The organism is Sphingomonas folli, from assembly GCF_019429525.1.
GTDB classification, from domain to species: domain Bacteria; phylum Pseudomonadota; class Alphaproteobacteria; order Sphingomonadales; family Sphingomonadaceae; genus Sphingomonas; species Sphingomonas folii.
The window spans coordinates 529,079-547,699 of sequence record NZ_JAHXZL010000001.1 but is presented as its reverse complement, the minus strand read 5'-3'; the positions used below and the strand labels follow the sequence as shown (position 1 = coordinate 547,699).

At 69.7% G+C, this 18,621-nt stretch carries 15 protein-coding genes; 5 read left to right on the top strand and 10 right to left on the bottom strand.

Going from position 1 to position 18,621, the window contains the following annotated elements:
- From KZ813_RS02460 to KZ813_RS02450, 3 genes are all read right to left on the bottom strand, one after another.
- A partial coding sequence (locus KZ813_RS02460) for a molybdopterin-dependent oxidoreductase (protein WP_219753363.1) occupies window positions 1-851 on the bottom strand: 851 nt, incomplete at its 3' end.
- Between the two features lie 89 nt (window positions 852-940).
- Window positions 941-2,092: a TDT family transporter gene (locus KZ813_RS02455; protein ID WP_097064886.1), complete on the bottom strand. Its 1,152-nt coding sequence runs from the start codon at window positions 2,090-2,092 to the stop codon at window positions 941-943.
- Complete coding sequence (locus KZ813_RS02450) at window positions 2,089-2,961, bottom strand: LysR family transcriptional regulator (RefSeq protein WP_058733710.1); 873 nt, start codon at window positions 2,959-2,961, stop codon at window positions 2,089-2,091. The genes KZ813_RS02455 and KZ813_RS02450 overlap by 4 nt, the downstream gene beginning before the upstream one ends.
- A gap of 146 nt (window positions 2,962-3,107) precedes the next feature.
- On the opposite strand from KZ813_RS02450, the gene KZ813_RS02445 reads away from it, so the two are divergent.
- Both KZ813_RS02445 and KZ813_RS02440 read left to right on the top strand, forming a co-directional pair.
- A complete protein-coding gene (locus KZ813_RS02445) occupies window positions 3,108-4,175 on the top strand; it encodes a molybdopterin-dependent oxidoreductase (RefSeq protein WP_219753362.1) in 1,068 nt (355 codons plus the stop codon).
- The gene (locus tag KZ813_RS02440; RefSeq protein WP_058733712.1) at window positions 4,172-4,684 is read left to right on the top strand and encodes an MgtC/SapB family protein; all 513 of its coding nucleotides are present in this window, start codon (window positions 4,172-4,174) and stop codon (window positions 4,682-4,684) included. Before KZ813_RS02445 ends, KZ813_RS02440 begins: the two co-directional genes overlap by 4 nt.
- Window positions 4,685-4,735: 51 nt before the next feature.
- On the opposite strand, the gene KZ813_RS02435 is transcribed toward KZ813_RS02440, so the two are convergent.
- The 6 genes from KZ813_RS02435 to KZ813_RS02410 form a co-directional block, all read right to left on the bottom strand.
- Window positions 4,736-5,506 carry an anti-sigma factor family protein gene (locus KZ813_RS02435; RefSeq protein WP_058733713.1) on the bottom strand — a complete coding sequence of 257 codons (771 nt, stop codon included), beginning with the start codon at window positions 5,504-5,506 and terminating at the stop codon, window positions 4,736-4,738.
- Window positions 5,503-6,012 carry an RNA polymerase sigma factor gene (locus KZ813_RS02430; RefSeq protein WP_088368483.1) on the bottom strand — a complete coding sequence of 170 codons (510 nt, stop codon included), beginning with the start codon at window positions 6,010-6,012 and terminating at the stop codon, window positions 5,503-5,505. Before KZ813_RS02430 ends, KZ813_RS02435 begins: the two co-directional genes overlap by 4 nt.
- A 1-nt stretch (window position 6,013) precedes the next feature.
- Window positions 6,014-7,453 carry a YncE family protein gene (locus KZ813_RS02425; protein ID WP_088368484.1) on the bottom strand — a complete coding sequence of 480 codons (1,440 nt, stop codon included), beginning with the start codon at window positions 7,451-7,453 and terminating at the stop codon, window positions 6,014-6,016.
- 1 nt (window position 7,454) lies between these two features.
- Window positions 7,455-7,820, bottom strand: coding sequence for a DUF305 domain-containing protein (locus KZ813_RS02420; RefSeq protein ID WP_206379054.1), 366 nt, complete (start codon window positions 7,818-7,820; stop codon window positions 7,455-7,457).
- A 460-nt stretch (window positions 7,821-8,280) separates the two neighbouring features.
- On the bottom strand, window positions 8,281-10,449 hold the full coding sequence (locus KZ813_RS02415; RefSeq protein WP_219753361.1) for a TonB-dependent siderophore receptor: 2,169 nt from the start codon (window positions 10,447-10,449) through the stop codon (window positions 8,281-8,283).
- A 657-nt stretch (window positions 10,450-11,106) separates the two neighbouring features.
- Window positions 11,107-12,330, bottom strand: a complete 1,224-nt coding sequence (locus tag KZ813_RS02410; protein ID WP_219753360.1) for an amino acid deaminase — start codon at window positions 12,328-12,330, stop codon at window positions 11,107-11,109.
- A gap of 84 nt (window positions 12,331-12,414) precedes the next feature.
- On the opposite strand from KZ813_RS02410, the gene KZ813_RS02405 reads away from it, so the two are divergent.
- The 3 genes from KZ813_RS02405 to KZ813_RS02395 all read left to right on the top strand — a co-directional run bounded on the left by KZ813_RS02405 (window position 12,415) and on the right by KZ813_RS02395 (window position 15,671).
- Window positions 12,415-13,857: an N-acyl-D-amino-acid deacylase family protein gene (locus tag KZ813_RS02405; RefSeq protein WP_219753359.1), complete on the top strand. Its 1,443-nt coding sequence runs from the start codon at window positions 12,415-12,417 to the stop codon at window positions 13,855-13,857.
- Window positions 13,858-13,943: 86 nt separating this feature from the next.
- On the top strand, window positions 13,944-14,336 hold the full coding sequence (locus tag KZ813_RS02400; RefSeq protein ID WP_219753358.1) for a RidA family protein: 393 nt from the start codon (window positions 13,944-13,946) through the stop codon (window positions 14,334-14,336).
- Window positions 14,337-15,671, top strand: a complete 1,335-nt coding sequence (locus tag KZ813_RS02395) for a GntT/GntP/DsdX family permease (RefSeq protein WP_219753357.1) — start codon at window positions 14,337-14,339, stop codon at window positions 15,669-15,671.
- 280 nt (window positions 15,672-15,951) lie between these two features.
- Here the strand turns inward: KZ813_RS02395 and KZ813_RS02390 are convergent, their stop codons facing one another.
- Window positions 15,952-18,525, bottom strand: a complete 2,574-nt coding sequence (locus KZ813_RS02390) for a glycoside hydrolase family 3 protein (RefSeq protein ID WP_219753356.1) — start codon at window positions 18,523-18,525, stop codon at window positions 15,952-15,954.
- Window positions 18,526-18,621 lie beyond the last annotated feature (96 nt).

The following is an 18,621-nucleotide window of genomic DNA, read 5'->3' as shown; positions in this document are numbered from 1 at the left end:
GCGACATTCGCGCCGGGTGTCGCGGGGATCTTGTAGGCCTTGGCCATCCAATACTGGTCGTCAGGGCCGGGCAGTACCTCGATCGCGTTCAGCATCTTGACCCAATAGGTCGAGTACCAGCCCGGCACGATCAGCCGGCAGGGAAAGCCGTTGAGGAGCGGCAGTTGCTCGCCGTTCATGCCGAAGGCGATCATGACCTCGCCGTCGCGGGCATGGTCGATGTCGAGTGCCTTCTCGAAGTCAGGAGCGCCCGCCACGACCGGCTGATCGAGAGCGCCGAAGCGCACCTGCACCGCGCCTGCCTTGACCCCGGCGAGGTCGAGCACGTCGCGCAGGCGAACGCCGAGCCACTTGGCGTTGCCCATCGCGCCATTGCCCCATTGCGCGCCGGCGACGCGCGGCTGGAATAGCCCGCGACTGTTGCCCGAGCACTGATTGACCGCCGCCATTTCGACCCGTGGAAGGCGCAGCAGCTGAGCGAGGCTGATCGACAGCGGCCGGTTGACGTGGCCGAAGACGTTGAGGCGGAAAGTCTCGACATCGATCGAGGTCGGGATATCGGCCCAGTGCCAGCGGACGAAGAACTGGTCGTTGGGCGTGAACACCGACTTGTCGAACACGTCCATCGGCGTTTCCAGCAAAGGCGGATGGACACGCTGGAGGATCATGCTGCCCTTGCCGGGAAAGGCGCTGGTCATCGGCCGTTCGGCATTGCCGCCAGGCAGCTTCAGGTCGACGAGCTGCTGTGCCAGCGCAGGTGCTGCGGCAAGGCCGGCGCTGCCGAGCGCGGCATGCCTAAGAAAGCGGCGACGGCTGGTCTCACTCGCCAGCCCGGCGTCGAAATTGTCCATGACAAGGCTCTCCTGTGGCCAGCCACGCTGGCGGATCGAAGGGGCGTTCTGCAAGTGATCGAACCGACTGATCCGATCACCACGGCGGATCAGTTCGGGGTGGCGATGCAGGGCGAGACGAACAGGTTGCCCCGCCATGCGCCAGCCAGCGTCTTGGCACCGACCAGCAGCCACATCGCCGCAAGCGCGACTGTCAGCACCGTGCCAGCTATGCCGAAGAAGCCGAGGTTCAGCGTCGTGCCGAGGCGGAAGGTGGCGACGGTGTAGACGCCGAGCGGAAAGGTATAGCCCCACCAGCCCAGGTTGAACGGCACACCAGCGCGCCAGTAGCGGATGGTGATAAGCGTCGCGAGCGCCAGCCACCACAGGCCGAAACCCCACAGGCAGAGCCCGGCGACAACGCCGATCCCCTGCGCGACGGTGCCGACGCCGGCTAGCCCGTGCGCGGTGAGGATCGCCGGCGCATCCGCGCCGAGCACCAGCATGCCCAGAGCACCCGTGCCGATCGGCCCCAGCGCCAGCCAGGAGGATGCCGCCATGCTTTCATGCGGCAACTTGTGGAGTGCCATGCGCAGGATGAGGATGGCGAGGATGCCAAACGCGACCGGCACTGAATAGGCCCACAGCACATAGGAGGTCGCAAGCGTGACTAGCTGCGCGTGGGGATCGGCCAGATGCGGCGCGAGCAGCCCGCCGCTGGCACCCGCCACTTCGGCAGCGACGACCGGCAGCAGCCATACCGCGGTCATGCCGTCCAGGCTATGCTCGTGGCGGGTGAACATCAGGTACGGGATCAGCACGCCGCAGGCGAGCGACATGGCGACGTCGATCCACCACAAGACCTGCGCGACCGGTACGATGCCATTCCCGAACCGCGCGATGCCGAAGGCGAGGCAGCCGTTGATGATTGTCGCCAGCCCCATCGGGATGGTCCCGATGAACATTGACACGGTGTTGTGCCCGAAGATGCGCCGCGCCTCATGCCCGAACATCACCCAGCGCGCGCCATAGAGGCCGGCGAACAGCGCGAAGAGTGCGATGTTGAAGAACCACAACACCTCGCCGAATGGCTTCAGCGAGGGTCCAATGCCGGGTACCTGCGGCAGTGCGAGCGCGAGGATGCCCGTGCCCATCGTCGCGGCGAACCAGTTGGGCGTGAACTGGCGGATCATCTCGCGGGGGTGATCGAGCCGGCTGAGCGGCTTGAGGCCGCTCAGAACGGAGTGCGTGTCGGCAGTCATGCGACCTGCTCCTTGATGAGGTCCGTCAGCGCGTCGGCCGCGCGGGTGCGATAGCGTTCCTTGTGGCGCAGCGCGTGAAAGGCGCGGTCGGGCAGCCCGAGCGGCAGCTCGACAAGGTCACCGGCCTTGAGCGCACGAGCTACGACCAATCGCGACAAGACGGCAACGCCGGCACCGGCCTCGACCGCGGTACGCACCGCCTCGTTGGACGGCAGCGTCATCGCTATCGTCAGCTGGGCCGGATCAAACCCGCGCGTTCGCAGCACGTCCTCGAAGGTCGAGCGCGTACCGGATCCCAGCTCACGGACGATCCAGCGTTCAGTGCGCAGCCAGGCCTCGTCGACACGTTCGGCGTCCTCGCGGCCGACCAGCACCATCGGATCACGCCCGACAGTCCAGTGGGCGAGTGCCGGTTCGTCCACCTCGCCCTCGACAAAGCCGAGTTCCGCCGCGCCGCTCAGGACCTGCGCTGCCGCACCTTCGGTGTTGTCGATCGCGAGCTCAACCGCGATCTGCGGGTGGCGTTCGTGGAAGGCGGCGAGCTTTGCCGGCAACCAGTAGCTCGCGATCGTCTGGCTGGCGACGATCCGCAATGAACCACGGGCAAGCCCGGCATAGTCCGCCAGCATCGTCTCGGCATGCGCTGCCCGCCCCAGCACCGCGCGCGCTTCCTCCAGAAAGCCGCGGCCTGCTTCGGTCAGCTGGATGCCACGCCCGACGCGGTGAAACAGAGGAACCCCGTAGCGCGCTTCGAGGGCAGCAATCGCGCCGGAGGCAGCAGACTGCGTGACGTTCAGCACCTCCGCTGCCTTGGTGACGTGTTCGCGCTCCGCGACACCGACGAATATTCTGAGCTGCTCCAGGGTCATGCAGCTTATATCGCGCAATCTGATCGATACGACCAACCGTTTGATCTGCTCATTCCAATCTGGATATCGGAACGATCGGCAGCCTTTCGTCTGTGATGGTCTTGAAGACTTGAAGCGATCCGCGCGCTTGCGGCGTTTGTTCGTCCATGACCGATATGATCGAGCGCAAATCCGATCCCTACAACGCCGAGCCGACGCCCAGTGCGTTGATCGAGCGGTTCCTGACGCCGCAGGCGCTGTTCTACGTGCGCAGCCACGGGCCAGTGCCGGATCTGCCCGCCAATCATCGGATCGAGGTGAGCGGGACGGGCATGGCGAGCCGCTCTTTCTCGGTAGAGGAACTGAAAGCTACGTTTTCCACGCACTCGGTGACAGCCGTGCTCCAATGCGCGGGTAACCGGCGCACGGACCTCCAGCAGGTCGGCAAGACGTCGGGCGATCCTTGGGATGTCGGCGCGATTGGCAATGCGGAGTGGACCGGCGTACGCCTGGCCGATGTGCTCGATGCAGTTGGCGCGCCTGATGCGTCCAACCTGTTCGTGGCGTTCACCGGCGCCGACGAGGTGGACGTGGAGGGCGAAGAAGCCTTGTTCGGGGTCTCGATCGCCATGGACAAGGCGCGGCAACCCGACGTCCTCATTGCCTGGGCGATGAACGGCGAGCCGCTGACGCCCGAACATGGCGCCCCGCTCCGCATGGTGGTGCCGGGCTATGCAGGCGTGCGCAGCGCCAAATGGCTGACACGGATCGAGGTGCGAGACACGCCTTCCGACGCATCGATCCAGGCGCACGACTACAAGCTGTTTCCCGCCGATGTGACGAGCGACACCGTCGACTGGAGCCAGGGTCTGACGATCAACGCCATGCCGCTCAACGCCGCGATCTGCGTGCCCGGCTCTGGCGAAAGCCTGCCGGCCGGGGAGGTGCGGATCGAGGGCTATGCCATCGCCTATGATCGCCGCGTCTCTCGGGTCGAAGTGTCGGTAAACGGTGGTCGCGAGTGGCAACAGGCGACGTTCGCCGATGATCCGGAGACGCACTGGGGTTGGCGGCGCTGGACCCTCGACGCCACGCTTGCCAAAGGTCGCCAGCACCTTGTCGTGCGCGCCTTCGACGGGGCTGGACAGGGACAGCCCGAACGGCCGGACACGATGTGGAACTTCGCCGGATATCTGTGCACCGCCTGGCATCACGTCCACGTGCTGGTCGAATGATCGAAGCGTCAGCGGCATCGGACATCGGCTTCTGGATCGATGCGATCGGGCGGCTGGTGGTGGCGACCGCGGCCGGGATGGTGCTCGGCTGGGAACGCTCGCGCGAGAACCGGCAGATCATGGGCTTGCGAACGCTGGGTCTGGTCGGTCTGGCGAGCTGCATCGCCGTGCAGGCGGTCGTGCATAGTGGCCTGCCAAATGTAAACGCCGACGCCGCAGGGCGGGCGATGCAGGGCATTCTGACAGGCGTCGGTTTCATCGGTGCCGGCGCGGTGCTGCGGGTCGGCCAGGGTCAGGAAGTGCATGGATTGGCGACCGCCGCGTGCATCTGGGTGACGGCCACGATCGGCGCGGCAGCGGGGTTGGCAGTGTGGCCGCTCATCATCGGCGGGGTGAGCCTTGCAATGCTCGTCCTGTTCGTCGGTGCGCCGCTGGAACGCCGCATCCGCGAGCGGGCTCGCCGGACGCCGGCCGAGGCCGACAGGAAGGACGTCGAGCGCAAGCCGTGATCCCGCTGGATCGCCCGGTGCCTGTCGGCGTCGGGAAGCGGCAAGGTGCAATCAGGACACCAGCGCCGCATCGGCCTGGCGCCGGACCTCGTCGGCGATCGGATGCAACTCGGCCGCGGGTCGCTCGCCCACCACACTATAGCCGATCCCATCAACCGCCCATGTGACCCGGCCCATGGTCCCGCTGGACGTGCTGGTCATGCTCGCGGTCTTGTCGATCTGCATAGGCCTCGTCAGCACCGCGAGTTTCGACGCTTGCGGTCCGTCGTAGAGGAGCAGTGCCGCAGGGCCGTGAGGCGTCGCGACCAATCGCCCCCCGCCATAGCGATAGCCGGCTGTGCTGAGGTCCGGGATGGTGACGCGCTCACCCAGTCGGGCGGAGGTCCACCGGATCAGCATGGCGCGCTGGTCGGGGCCGATTTCCGCCGGTCGTATCCGGTCGGCGGCATAGACACGGAAATTGTCACTCGCCTCGTTGGCCAGCGCCGCGATGCCCGCGCGGGGTTCACCGCTCCACCGCGCGCTCGACCAGCCCCCGCCAAACCCCAACGCCAGCAGAAGTGACGCGGCAATGGCGAGTTGCCAACGCGGTTGCCTTTGCCGTCCCCTGATCGCTGCCACGCGCATCGTCGCCGGAATGGGTTCGTCCGCGATCGTGGTGAACAGGGATGCAAGGGCTCGCGCCTGCTCCGCCTGCTCCCGCAAACGGGCATGCAGATCCGGCTGGCCTTTAAGGTAGGCGTCAACCAGGCGCTGCCGCTCGGGCGACAACCTGCCATCGATCCATGCGGCCAGATCGTCCTCGCCGATCGGGCTGGTCATTGCACGCTCCTCAATCGCGGCCGTTCACCCTCCCGGAGGAGTGTCGCCAGACGGTCGCGCCCCCGCGATATGCGCGACATCACCGTGCCCAGCGGCACGCCGACGACGGCAGCGACCTCCGCATAGGGCAGACCCTCGACCGATACGAGGAGCAGCACCGTTCGCTGCTCTTCAGGCAACGCATCAAGCGCGCGCAGCAGGTCGCGGTGGTGCAGGCCTGTGTCCTGATCGGCCGGACGGCCGAGCGCGGCGTCATCCACGAGGTGGAGCGGAACCGCCGTGCCTCGCCGGCTACGCTGCCGCTGATGGTCGACCAACAGATTGTGCAGGATCGCGTAGACCCATGGGCGAACCTCCACCCCGCGCCGCTGTCGCCATCGCCCGACCGCGCGCTCGAGGCAATCCTGCACCACGTCGTCCGCCATCGCCCGATCGCGCAGCCACGACCGGGCATAGCGGCGCAGGCCGGGGATCAGGGGTTCGATCGCGGCGGCAAGAGGGTCCATTTCAGTCGCGCTGCACCTGCACGATGCGTCCAGGCGCGCCGTTCACCACCTCCGCCACCGCCAGAAAGCGGCGGGGCGTCGCGGTGCTGCCCTGAACGATCTGCCGGATCGGACCCGATGCGTTGACGATCGCCGCACCTGCCGGGTTGCTCATGAAGTTCGCAAGCGGCTCTACCGCACCACTGCCGTCCGCATTGGCGGTCAGCACGAGCATGTAAGGCTTTTTGGGCTGCAAACCGGTAACGGCACTTTGCACGACCTGAATGATGCCCTGGTCGAAGAGGGTGATGCTGCTTGCTGTACCTTTGCCGCCGATCGGCCCCATGGTCAGATGCAACGCCTTGCCGGCCGTGCCGAGCGGCTGGAGATTGTCGGTGCCGGGGCCTGTCGGAACTGCGTTCGACACATAGGCGATCGCCTGCGGTGCCTGTCCGACCGGCACGGTGGCAACGACCGTGTTGCCAGCGGTGTCGATCGCGGCGAGCTCATCGGCATTCTCCAGCCCGACGTAGATGCGCCGGCCGTCGCCCGATGGCCAGACACCGTGCGGCATCTTGCCGACCGGGATGGTGGCGACGGGCGCGAAGTCGGATGTGCGGAACACCTTCACCGCATTCTCTCCGCCGACCGTCACATAGGCGAACTGCCCCTTGGCCGTGCGGGCGAAGTTGACATGGTTGGTGATCGGCCCGGTATCCAGCACCTTCAGGATCGCGAAGGGTGGTCTCGCATCGAATGCGACCGTCTTGCCGATGTCCTTCAGCGTGAACCACACCTGCTTGCCGTCCGGCGTCGCGGCAATATTGGGACAGAACGGGCTTGGCTGTGCCACCTGTCCGACCTGCGCGTGGGTCGCGACATCGAACACGGCCAGCACCGGATTGAACGACGAACAGACATAGCCGTACCGGCCATCGGGAGAGAAGATCGTCATGCCCGGACCACCGGGCGTCTTGATGCGCCCCGTCTCCTTGTACGTCGTAGGGTCGAGCACGGCGATATAGTCCTCGCCGCGTACCGTAACCCACACCTCCTTGCCGTTTGGCGTGAAGAACGCCTCGTGCGGACTGCGCCCGACATAGGTCGTGTGCTTGACGGTGTTGGTGGCGGTGTCGATCCACGACACGGCGTTCGATCCGATCGACACGACCGCCAAGGTCTTCCCGTCCGGCGAGAAGCCGAGGCCGTGGACCAGCACCTGTCCCTTGTAGAGCGGCGAAAAGTTCATCGGCTGGGGATCGCCCAGCTTGATGACGCCGAGCAGCCGGTTGTCGGCCGGGTCCGTCACCGACACCGTGTTGGAGAATTGTTCGGACGCATAGACGCGGTCGCGGTGGCTGACGGGTACGTCCCTGGCGTTCCATGGCGCCTGCTGGGCCATGGCGATCCCCGGTGCGGCGCTCATCAGCAAGGCGGCCGAGCGCAGGATGGTCCGGATCATGTCAGTGCTCCATATGGCTGTGGTGGTCGCCGCCCTGCGTCGGGGCTGGCGTCGAAGGGGGTAGCGGCTGACCGATCGCCAGCTTCATGGCGGCGATCTCCTGCTGCTGATCAATGATGATCTCCTGCGCGATGCGCTTGAGCTGCTCGTTGTGGCCGTAGCGAAGCTCCGCCACCGCCATATCGATGGCACCCTGATGATGCGGAAGCATCATCGTGACGAAGTCGCGGTCGACGTCGCCGGACGGCTTGACCATCATGCCCGCCATCATCCGGTCCATCGCGGCAGCCACCATGCTGGCGTAACCACCGGCAGGGGCGGCCGCGACTGCGCCTGTGAGCAGGGCCGAAGCAGTCAGACCGAGCATCCAATATCGTCTACGCATAAGCCTCCGGCGCATCAGTCCTGAAAGCATAGACGACGCTCGTCCGGGTTTATTCCATGGGTGAGCCGGTTATCAGCCTTCCCGATTGGGAAGGTCAATCGAGATCCTGGGCCGCAAACCGGCTACGCCTCGCGGATCGGGGGCTGATTTTCCCGAAATATGCTCCCGATTGCCTTTTCCCGAAATGCGGCATCGGAGACGGAGTTTCGGGAAAGCTCGAGCGCTCGAAAACTGGCGTGACCGAGCCCGCTGCTGGCGCAGCGGGTCCGGGGTCAGGAGCCGAGAGGTGATCGCATCAGCGGGGGCAGCGCTGCGCTGTTTGGATGGCTCCACGCTGCCCCCGCTGCTACCAAGGGGTGTCATTTCTATCTGGCGCAGGATGTGCCTTTTCTAACTAGCGGCAACACCATCGTTGCGCTACCTAGGAGCCGGGAGCAGTTCATCATAAGGTGAAGCTCATAGTCCCGATCGCCCGGCGCGGGTCGCCGATCGCGACGCCATATTGGTTCACCGCCGAGGCGTAATAGGTCTTGTCGAAGACGTTCTTCACGTTGACCTGGAACGACACCCGCCGCCCGCCCAGCTCCGTGTCATAGGTGGCGAAAGCGTCGGCCACGACATAATCGTCCAACCAGAAGCTGTTGGCGCCGTCGCCGGGTCGGCGTGCGGCATAGCGCCCGCCCCCGCCGAGCCGCAGCCTGTCATTCCCCGCGATCGCCCCGACGTCATAGGCGGCCGACAGCGACGCGGTGTACGGCGCGACGTTCGCCAGCTGCTTGCCCGCGAAGACCGGGTCCTCGGTCGTGCGCGCATGAGTGTAGGCGAAGCTACCGATGAGGCCGAGCGCGCGCGTGAGGTGCCCCGAGACGTCCAGTTCCACGCCACGCGAGATCGCCCGGCCGGCCGTGCGATACTCGGTCAGCGCCGTCGTCGGGTTGAACTGCGACACCAAGACGTTGCGCTTGTCGATGTCGTAGAGCGCGAGCGTCGCCGACACCCGCTCGGGCACGTCGAGCTTGGCGCCGACCTCGAACGACCGGCCGCGCTCGGGCGCGAAGCCGGAGGTGATCGTCACGCCGCTGGCGAGCGGTGCGATCGTCGAGCTGGGCTTCAGCGATCGCGTGTAGCTGGCGTAGAGCGAGACAACATCCGCCGCCCGCCAGACGAGGCCCGCCTGCGGCACGAACGCCCAGGCGTCGAGATCGGTGTTGGCGGTGAAGGGACGACCGCGGCCGGCGCGCTGGTCGAAGCCGATTAACCGCCCGCCCGCCGCGACGATCCAGCGGTCGCCGAGATGGATCGAGTCCTGCCCGAAGACGGAGTAATTGTAGAGCCGGTCGGTCTGGTCACTGTCGCTCGCCGACACCGTCGTCGGGAACGGCTCGCGGCCGTAGACCGGACTCAGGTAGCTGAACGCGCTGCGCACCGCCTGCCGGATCAGGTCGCGACGATAATAGCGGCGATACTCACCCTCGATGCCGACGATGGCCTCGTGCCGCGCGCCGAGGAGGTCGAACCCGCCGGTGAGATAGGCCTGCGCGTACGCGTCGGTGCTGAGCGAACCCAGCGTCGCGTCGTTGCTGAGGGTCAGCGTGCCGCGCGCGGTGTTGACGCCGGTGACGCGCAGCTGCCCGGCGTCATAGGTCTCGCTGTTGAACGCCGCGGCGAGATGCGCCGCCCACGTCCCGCCGAGCCGGTGATCGACCGCGAGCTGGACGAGGTGACTCGACCCGACCATGCGGTTGTTGAGGTCGTCGAGCCGCTGCCGCCTCGGCACCGGCAGCGGCGTCAGCGTGCGCGGGTCGAGCGCGGTGCCGCGGTCGAACGGGTAATCGAACCGGCGATACTCGTACCAGAGGACCGCCTGCGTCGTGCCGCCGTACCAGCCGAGCGACGGCGCGATCAGCGTGTCACGGCGTTCGCCGAAGTCGCGCCAATAATCCTCGTCCTGATGGTCGACCACCAGCCGCCCGGCCAGTGCCCCGGCGATCGGACCGGTGAGGTCCGCCAGTGCCTCCAAGCCCGCGCGGGCGTCGGCATAGCTCGACCCCGTGACCGCGACGTTCAACTGTGGCTCGAGCAGCGGCTTCTTGGCGACGACGTTGATGACACCGCCCGGGTCCATGATCCCGTAGAGGAGCGAGGCGGGCCCTTTCAGCACCTCGACGCTCTGCGCCGCGGCGTTGAAGGCGCGTCCCTGCACGACGGGCATGCCGTTGTGCATCACGGAGCCGTCGCGATTGCCGCCGAAGCCGCGCTTCAGGATTGTGTCCTGCGTCGCGGCGAGCGTGTTGCCCTGGGTGATGCCGCTGACGTTGGCGAGCACGTCGTCGAGGTAGCGCGGGCGCTGATCGCGGATGACCTGTGCCGGCACGATGTTGATCGTCTGCGGCGTCTCGAGCGGCGTCGCCGACGAGCGGAGCGTCGAGGCGTCTGGCGTCGGCTTGTAGCTGTCGTCGGCCGCGGCGGGCGCGGGCGACGCGCGACCGGTGACGACGATGTCCTGCCCGCCCTCCCCGGTCGCGCCGACCCGGTCATCCCTGGGATCTGCGTGACCTGCCGACGCGAGCGCCAGGCCCGCGACCAGGAGGCCGCTAGTGATCGTCTTCATCAATCCTCTTCCCCGCGTATGGGGCTTTTTGCTAGCGCGAGTCAGCCGCAACAGCATTCTAGGATCGTTGCGACCGGTTCGCAACTATCATCGTAGCGATCGTGCAGGCAGACCATCTCAGACGGGCAGCGACGCCAGCGCCGGCGATCAGCGGCGACATGTCGAGCCGAACGCATCCGCCCTCGCGCCCGCTGCTCGCATCGTCGACGACCACAATGGGTGATCAGACCCGTCCGATCGTCTTCCCCGGCGATCACGGTTGGATGATGCGGGGGTCGACGAGGCTGGTGGGCGCCGCTCCGACGCGCCGGACGGCATCGTCGCGACCGTCGCTCTCGCCGCCGGACCCGTGCTTCCTCCCCTCACCCGGGTTCGCGGACGCGGACGTTCGTCGCAGTCGCGCGCGGCGAGATGGCGGTGGGGAGCCGCCCGGAAGAAGGCGACAATGTCTCCGGTTGGGGCAGCGCCGGGCACGACCGTCGACGACCCGGCCGCTCGAAGGCGGCGGTCACCGCCGAGCGTGACCCGGACGCCCGATCGAACCGCGCCGGGCGCTGCCGGCCAGCCACCTCGGCTCGCGGCCTCCGCTCCTCGGCGCCCCGCTCGGCCCTGACTACACCCCTGCGGTCGCCACGCCGCCGGGTCACGCTCGCCGCGCTAGAAGAACGTCTCGATCACCTCGATCACGCGGTGATCCGCGTCGGCGACCAGGATCCTGCGCCATTTGTCGAAGGTGAGGCACGGGTGCGAGATGTCGAAGGCGATCACGTCGCCGACCGCGAGATCGTCGCCGGCCGCGATCGACAGATAGGCATGCTGGTCCATCAGTCCGGTCACCGCCCAATGCGCCGGCGCGACGGCGGGCCGCGCGTCGCGCCCGGGCCGGTAGAGCGTCGCGGGGCGCGGCAGGCCGGCGTCGAAGGCGACGTCGCGCTTGCCCATCGCCACCACCGCGCGCGTCGGGTCGGGGATCGACTGGACCGCCGCCCACACCCGCAGCGCGGGGCGCAGCGGCTCGCCCTGTCCCGGCGCGACCGGGTTGCGGCGCAGGATCTGCTCCTGCGCGACGCGGTACAGCCCGTCGTCGTGGCTGATGTAGCAGCCGGGGCGCAGCACCACCTGCACCGCGCCGTCGCGCGCCAGCGGGGCGCTCTCTTCCGCGACCACGTCGTACCAGGCCGACCCCGCCCCGGTGAGGATCGCGGGCGCGCGCCCGACGTGCCCCTCCCCTACCAGCCGCTCGACCGTCGCCACCGCGCGGCGGACGAAACGCCGCACCGACGTCTCGTCGGCGAGCACGCCCTCGTAGAACTCGACGCCCGCCAGCCGCAGCGCGCCGCGCCATCCCGCCAGCGCGTCGAGCACCGCGGCGAGCTGCGCCGCGTCGCGGACGCCGCAGCGCAGCCCTTCCTGGTCGCGCTCGGGGGCCAGCTCGATCAGCACGTCGAGCTCGGCGCCCCGCGCGCGACACGCCGCGCCGAGCTGCGCGACGCCCTCGGCGCTGTCGACCAGGCACAGCAGGTCGAACCCTGGGTGCGCCGCCAGCTCGGCGATCGCGGCGAGATTGGCGGCACCGACCACCTGGTTGGCGATCAGGACCCGCTCCACGCCGTGCGCCGCGGCGACGCGCGCCTGCTGGCTGGTGGCGACCGTGATGCCCCAGGCGCCCGCGTCGAGCTGGCGGCGGAACAGCGCGGGCGCCATCGTCGTCTTGCCGTGCGGCGCGAGCGCGAGCCCGTAGGAGTCGATGAAGGCGCGCATCCAGGCGAGATTGTGCGCCATGTCGGGCTCGCTCAGCACCGCGGCGGGAAGCGGCACGTCGCCCGCGAGCAGGTCCCACTCGGTGCCGGTCTGCCCCACGCCCTTGTTCAGTTCGTCCACCGCGTCACTCCCTAATACGCAAAGATGTTTACATTATTCCCGAGGCAGGAGACAACGTCGGCGGCATCGGGGCGCGGAGGAGTCATGACTGAGACGATCATCGCCGGCGCCGAGCTGTACGACGGCTCGGGCGGCGCGCCGCGTCGCGCCGACGTGACGATCCGCGGCGGCCGCATCGCCGCGGTCGCGCCCGCCGCGCCGGCGCCGCCGGACGGCGCGATCGACGCGCGCGGACTCGCGCTGGCGCCCGGCTTCATCGACGCGCACACGCACGACGATTTGGTGGCGATCACCGCGCCGGCGATGGTTCCCAAGATCACCCAGGGCGTCACCACCGTCGTGGTGGGCAATTGCGGCATCAGCGCGGGCGCGGGGCGCGCGCGCGGCGCACTGCCCGACCCGATGGTGCTGCTCGGCGCGCCGGACGACTTCGCCTATGAGGATTTCGCGGCCTATGCCGCCGCGGTCGACGACGCGATGCCCGCGACCAACGTGGTCGCGCTGGTCGGCCACACCGCGCTGCGCGCGCGCCACCTCGACCGGCTCGACCGTGACGCCGCCGCGGACGAGCGCGCGGCGATGCGCGACGATCTCGCCGCCGCGCTCGAGGCCGGCGCCTTCGGCCTCTCGACCGGCCTCGCTTATGCCAATGCCGCGCACGCCTCGACCGAGGAGGTGATGGCGGTGGCCGCGGCGCTGCGCGACACCGGCGCGCTCTACGCCACCCACCTGCGCAGCGAGGGCGCGGCGATCCTGCCCGCGATCGACGAGGCGGTCGCGATCGCGCGCCACGCCGCCGCGCCGCTGGTCGTGTCGCACCTCAAATGCGCGGGCGCGAGCCAATATGGGCGCAGCGGGGAGATCCTCGCGCGGCTCGAGGAGGCCGCGGCGACGCACCCGACCGGCTGCGACTGCTATCCCTATACCGCGAGCTCCTCGACGCTCGACCTGAAGCAGGTGGTGCCCGAGACCCCGATCCTGATCACCTGGTCCGAGCCGGCGCCCGACCAGGCCGGGCGGATGCTCGCCGACATCGCCGCCGACTGGGGCTGCGACCTGCGTGACGCCGCGCGGCGGCTCCAGCCCGCCGGCGCGGTCTATCACTGCATGGCGGAGAGCGACGTGGACCGCATCCTGGCACACCCGCTCACGATGATCGGCTCGGACGGGCTGCCGTGCGACCCGCGCCCGCACCCGCGGCTGTGGGGCAGCTTCCCGCGCGTGCTGGCGCATTACGTGCGCGAGCGCGGGCTGCTCGCGCTGCCCGAGGCGATCCGCAAGATGACCGGGCTCACCGCCGACCGGCTGGGCCTGCGCGACCGGGGCTATGTTCGCGAGGGGCTCGCCGCCGACCTCGTGCTGTTCGACCCCGCGCGCGTGCTCGATCGCGCCAGCTACGACGACCCGGCGCGCGCCGCCGACGGCGTGCTCGGCCTGTGGGTCAACGGCGTGGCGACGCTCGATCGCGACGGCGTCACGGGCGCGCGCGGCGGGCGGCTGCTGCGGCGGGCGGGCACGACGCCGTAGTGGCGGGGGCACTTTCAAGACTCGCAATCCTCCCCGCCATGCGGGGAGGATCTTCAATATCCAGATCAACGAGAAGGACATCATCGATGAGTGACGGCATCAAGCGCTACGGCGTCGAGGGCGGCAGCGGCACCGGGGGGCAGCACCTGCCGTTCGCGCGCGCGGTCCAGGCCGACGGCTGGCTCTACGTCTCGGGCCAGGTGCCGATGGTCGACGGCGAGGTGATCGACGGCGGGATCATCCCGCAGACCCACCAGGCGATCCGCAACGTGCTCAAGATCCTCGAGGAAGCCGGCTACGGCCCCGAGCATGTCGTGCGCTGCGGGGTGTGGCTCGACGACGCGCGCGACTTCATGTCGTTCAACCGCGTCTTCAAGGACTATTTCGGCGCCCACCCGCCGGCGCGCGCCTGCGTCGTCTCGCAGATGGTGGTCGACTGCAAGGTCGAGGTCGACTGCGTCGCCTGGAAGCAGCCCTGAGTGAGCGGCGGCACGCTGCTGCTGCTTGAGGCGGCGGGCGCGGTCGCGCTGCTGATCCTGCTGATCGTGCGCGCGCGGCTCAGCCCGTTCGTCGCGCTGACCCTGGTGTCGCTCGCGCTCGCGCTGGTGGCGGGCATCGCGCCCGCCGACATCGTCAAGGGGTTCGAGGCCGGGGTCGGTAGCGCGCTGGGCCATATCGCGCTGGTGGTCGGGCTCGGCACGATCCTCGGCAAGATGATGGTCGAGTCGGGCGGTGCTGACCGCGTCGCGCGCACCGTGATCGGCGTCTTCGGCGCGCGCCGCGCCGACTGGGCGGCGATGACCGTGGCGCTGATCGTGGGCCTGCCGGTCTTCTTCGAGGTCGGCTTCGTGCTGCTGGTACCGATCGTCTTCGCGGTGGCCGGGCGGCTGCGCCAGCACCCGCTGCGGCTCGGCCTGCCGATGGCGGCGGGGCTGTCGGTGGTGCACGCGATGGTGCCGCCGCACCCCGCCGCGATGCTCGCGACCCAGGCCTATGGCGCCGACGTCGGGCTGACCGTGCTGTTCGCGCTGATCGTCGGCGTGCCCACCGCGGCGATCGCGGGGCCGCTCTACGCGCGGCTGGTCGTGCCGCGGCTCGCCCCCGCCGTGCCGCCCCCGCCCGCCGCGGAGGACGTGCCCGATCGCGCGCTGCCAGGATTCGGCATCACGCTGGCGACATTGCTGCTGCCGGTGGCGCTGATGCTGCTCGGCAGCCTCGCGCCGTCGCTCGCCGCGTCGGGCACGTCGCTCGACCAGGCGCTGCGCTTCCTCGGCACGCCCGTGGTGGCGCTGCTCGCCGCGGTGCTGGTGAGCTACTGGACGCTCGGCCTCGCGCGCGGGCTCGCCGCGGCGACGCTCCAGCGCTACACCAACGAGTGCCTCGCGCCGACCGCGATGATCACGTTGGTGGTCGGCGTCGGCGCGGGCTTCGGCCGCGTGCTGACCGACAGCGGCGCGTCCGACGCGATCGTCGCGCTGGCGGCGCAGCTCCACGTCCCCGTGGTGCTGCTCGCCTGGCTGATCGCCGCGCTGATGCGAGTCGCGACCGGCTCGGCGACGGTGGCGATGGCGACCGCGGCGGGAATCGTCGCGCCGCTCGCCGCCGCCAACCCGGGGGTGCGGCCCGAGCTGCTCGTGCTCGCCACCGGCGCGGGCTCGGTGGTGCTGAGCCACGTCAACGACGGCGGCTTCTGGCTGGTGAAGGAATATTTCGGTCTCAGCGTCGCCGACACGATCCGCAGCTGGACGGTGTGCGAGACGCTGATCTCGGTGGTGGCGCTGGTGCTGACGCTGACGTTGTCCGCCCTGGTATGAGCAACGATGGGTTCCTGAGGAGGCGGGAGGTCAAGAGAAACGGAGGTCGCTCCTGCGGCCCTGGGCATGATCGACTGCCAACGGCCTCTTCGATCCTCCCCTTGCAGGGGAGGTAGCAGCGCTTCAGCGCTGACGGAGGGGTGACGCGGTGGCGAGTGTCGCTCGGCTCACCGGCGGCGACATCCGTCCGTCAGGTCTGCGGCCTGCCACCTCCCTTTGCAGGGGAGGATCAGTTGAAGTCGACGGCGTCTGGACTCTTACCTGCGCGGCAGCACCGCGCTCACTCCGGCAGGACGGTGCGCTCGCCCGTGATCGTCAGCTCGGTCCAGGCACCCTCGGCGTCACCGGGCTGGCCCCCGCCGACGAACAGGCGATAGGCGCCGGGCACGATCGCGCGCGTGCCATCGCGCGCCACCAGGCTGAGCGAGCGTGGGTCGATCGTCAGCCGCACCTCGCGCGTCTCTCCCGGCGCGAGCGACGCGCGCGCGAAGCCGACGAGCTGGCGCTGCAGCACCGGCACGGTCCGCCCCTGCGGCTGCGGCGCGACCGGGGCGAGATAGGCCTGCACCACCGCGTCGCCGTCGCGCGCCCCGGTGTTGGTCACGCGCACCGCGGCGCTGAGCCCGTTCCCCGCCGCGACCGTCATCGCCGCGGGCGAGGCGGCGGCATAGGCGAAGCGCGTATAGCTCAGCCCATGGCCGAACGGGTACAAGGGCGTGCCGGTGAAGAAGCGGTAGGTCCGCTCCTTCATGCTATAGTCGATGTACGCCGGCATATCGCGCGTGGCGGCGTAGAAGGTCACCGGCAGCCGCCCGCTCGGGCCGATGTCGCCGGCGAGCAGCCGCGCGATCGCGGTGCCGCCCGCCTGCCCGGGGTACCAGGCCGCGACCGCGGCGTCGGCGGTCGCCTTGGTCCAGGGATCGGCGATGGCAGCGCCGGTCATCTGCACCACCACCAGCGGCTTGCCCGTCGCCGCCAGCGCGGCGAGCAGCGCGCGCTGCGGCTCGGGCAGCTCGATCTTGGTGCGGTCGCCCCCGACGAAGCCGGGGACGTCGAGCCGCAGGGCCTCGCCCTCGAGCGTCGGCGAGAGGCCCGCGAAGGCGACCACCACGTCGGCGTCGCGCGCCGCGGCGACCGCCTCGGCCAGCTGCGCCGCGGCGGGCGCGACCCAGCGCAGCCCGATCCCGCCGTCGGCGCTGACATGGTCGAGCTCGACACGGAGGGCGCGCGGGCGCGCGTCGGCGAAGGTGACGCTCGCCTCCACACCCGCGTCGCTGCCGCGATCGGTGATGACGGGCTCGCCGTCGACCCACAGCCGCACGGGATCGTGGCCGTCGCAGTCGAAGCAGCGCGGGACTTCCAGGCGCAACGTGTAGGTGCCGGCCGCGGGCGGCGTCAGCTGCCCGGTCCAGCGCACCGCATAGTGGCGATCCTCGAGACCGCGCGCGGGCGGCGCGCGGTCCCAGTCGAAGTCGATGACCCGGTCCTGGCGCGTGAGCAGCCGCCGCCCGCGGGCGATCGACCCTTGGAAATACTCCCCGCGGAGGCCGGCCTGCCCGCCCGCGGACAGCGCGGTCTCGGGCACCGGCACCGCCACGCCCTCGGCGAGAACGCTGCCCTGCGCGTAGCGCACGTTGGCGGCGCCGAAGCGCGCGCGGATCCCCGCCAGCGGCGTGACCGGCGCCGCGGCGGTGCCGTGGTAATTGGCCTCGAGCACGTCGAGCGAGTCGGCGTTGGCGCCGACCACCGCCAGCCGCGTGCCGGCCGCGAGCGGCAGCCGGTCCTTGTTCGTCAGCAGCACCAGCGACTTCTCCGCCGCCTCCAGCGCCAGCGCGCGGTGCGCGGGCGTGTCGACCTGGTCGAGGCGGATGCGGTCCCACCGGCTGCGCCGCCCGAAGGCGATGCCGAGCGCGGCGCGCGAGCCGAGCACGCGGCGCAGCGCGGTGTCGAGCTCGGCCTCGCTGACCAGCCCCTGCCGCACCGCCGCGGGCAGTGCGTCGTAGCTCGGCCCGCAGTCGAGGTCGGTACCCGCGCGCAGCGCCGCCGCGGCGGCGGAAGGCAGGTCGAGCCGGTAATTGTGGAAGCTCTCGATATAGCCGACCGCGTCGCAGTCGGAGGCGATCATGCCGCCGAAGCGCCAGCGCGCGCGGACGCGATCGTTCAGCAGCGCCGACGAGGCGCAGGCGGGCACGCCGTGGAGGGCATTGTAGGCGCACATCGTCGACAGCGCGCCGCCCTCGGTGAGCGCGAGGCGGAAGGCGGGCGTGTAGGTCTCCGCCAGGTCGCGCGGCGAGACGTCGACGTCGAAGGCGTTGCGCCCCGCCTCGGGGCCGGAATGAACCGCGAGATGCTTGGGCGTCGCGATCGCCTTGGGGGACGCGGGATCGGGCCCCTGCACGCCCCGGACGAAGGCGACGCCGAGCTTGCCGGTGAGATACGGATCCTCGCCGTAGGTCTCCTGCCCCCTGCCCCAGCGCGGGTCGCGGAAGATGTTGATGTTGGGTGACCAGAGGTGGAGGCCGGCGAAGCGCGGCCGCGCCGCGCCGCGGGGCAGCGCATTATATTTGGCGCGCGCCTCGGTCGAGACCACGTCGCCGACGCGGCGCAACAGGTCGACGTCCCAGCTCGCCGCCAGCCCGATCGCCTGGGGGAAGACGGTGGCGACGCCGTTCCGGGCGAGGCCGTGGAGCCCCTCGCTCCAATAATCATAGGCGGGCAGCTCGGCCGCGGGCAGCGCCGGGGCGGCATTGCCGAGCTGTGCGGCCTTCTCCTCGAGCGACATCGCCGCGATCGCGCGCTCGATCGCGGGCGCGACGGTGTCGGCCTGCGCCGCGATCAGCAGGAGAGGGAGCATGGCGGGTCCTGCGGTTTAGGGGAGATGCAGAAAGATCCTCCCCGGCACGGGGAGCGGGACCAGCCGCAGGCTGGTGGAGGGGGGCTTCCGCAGGCG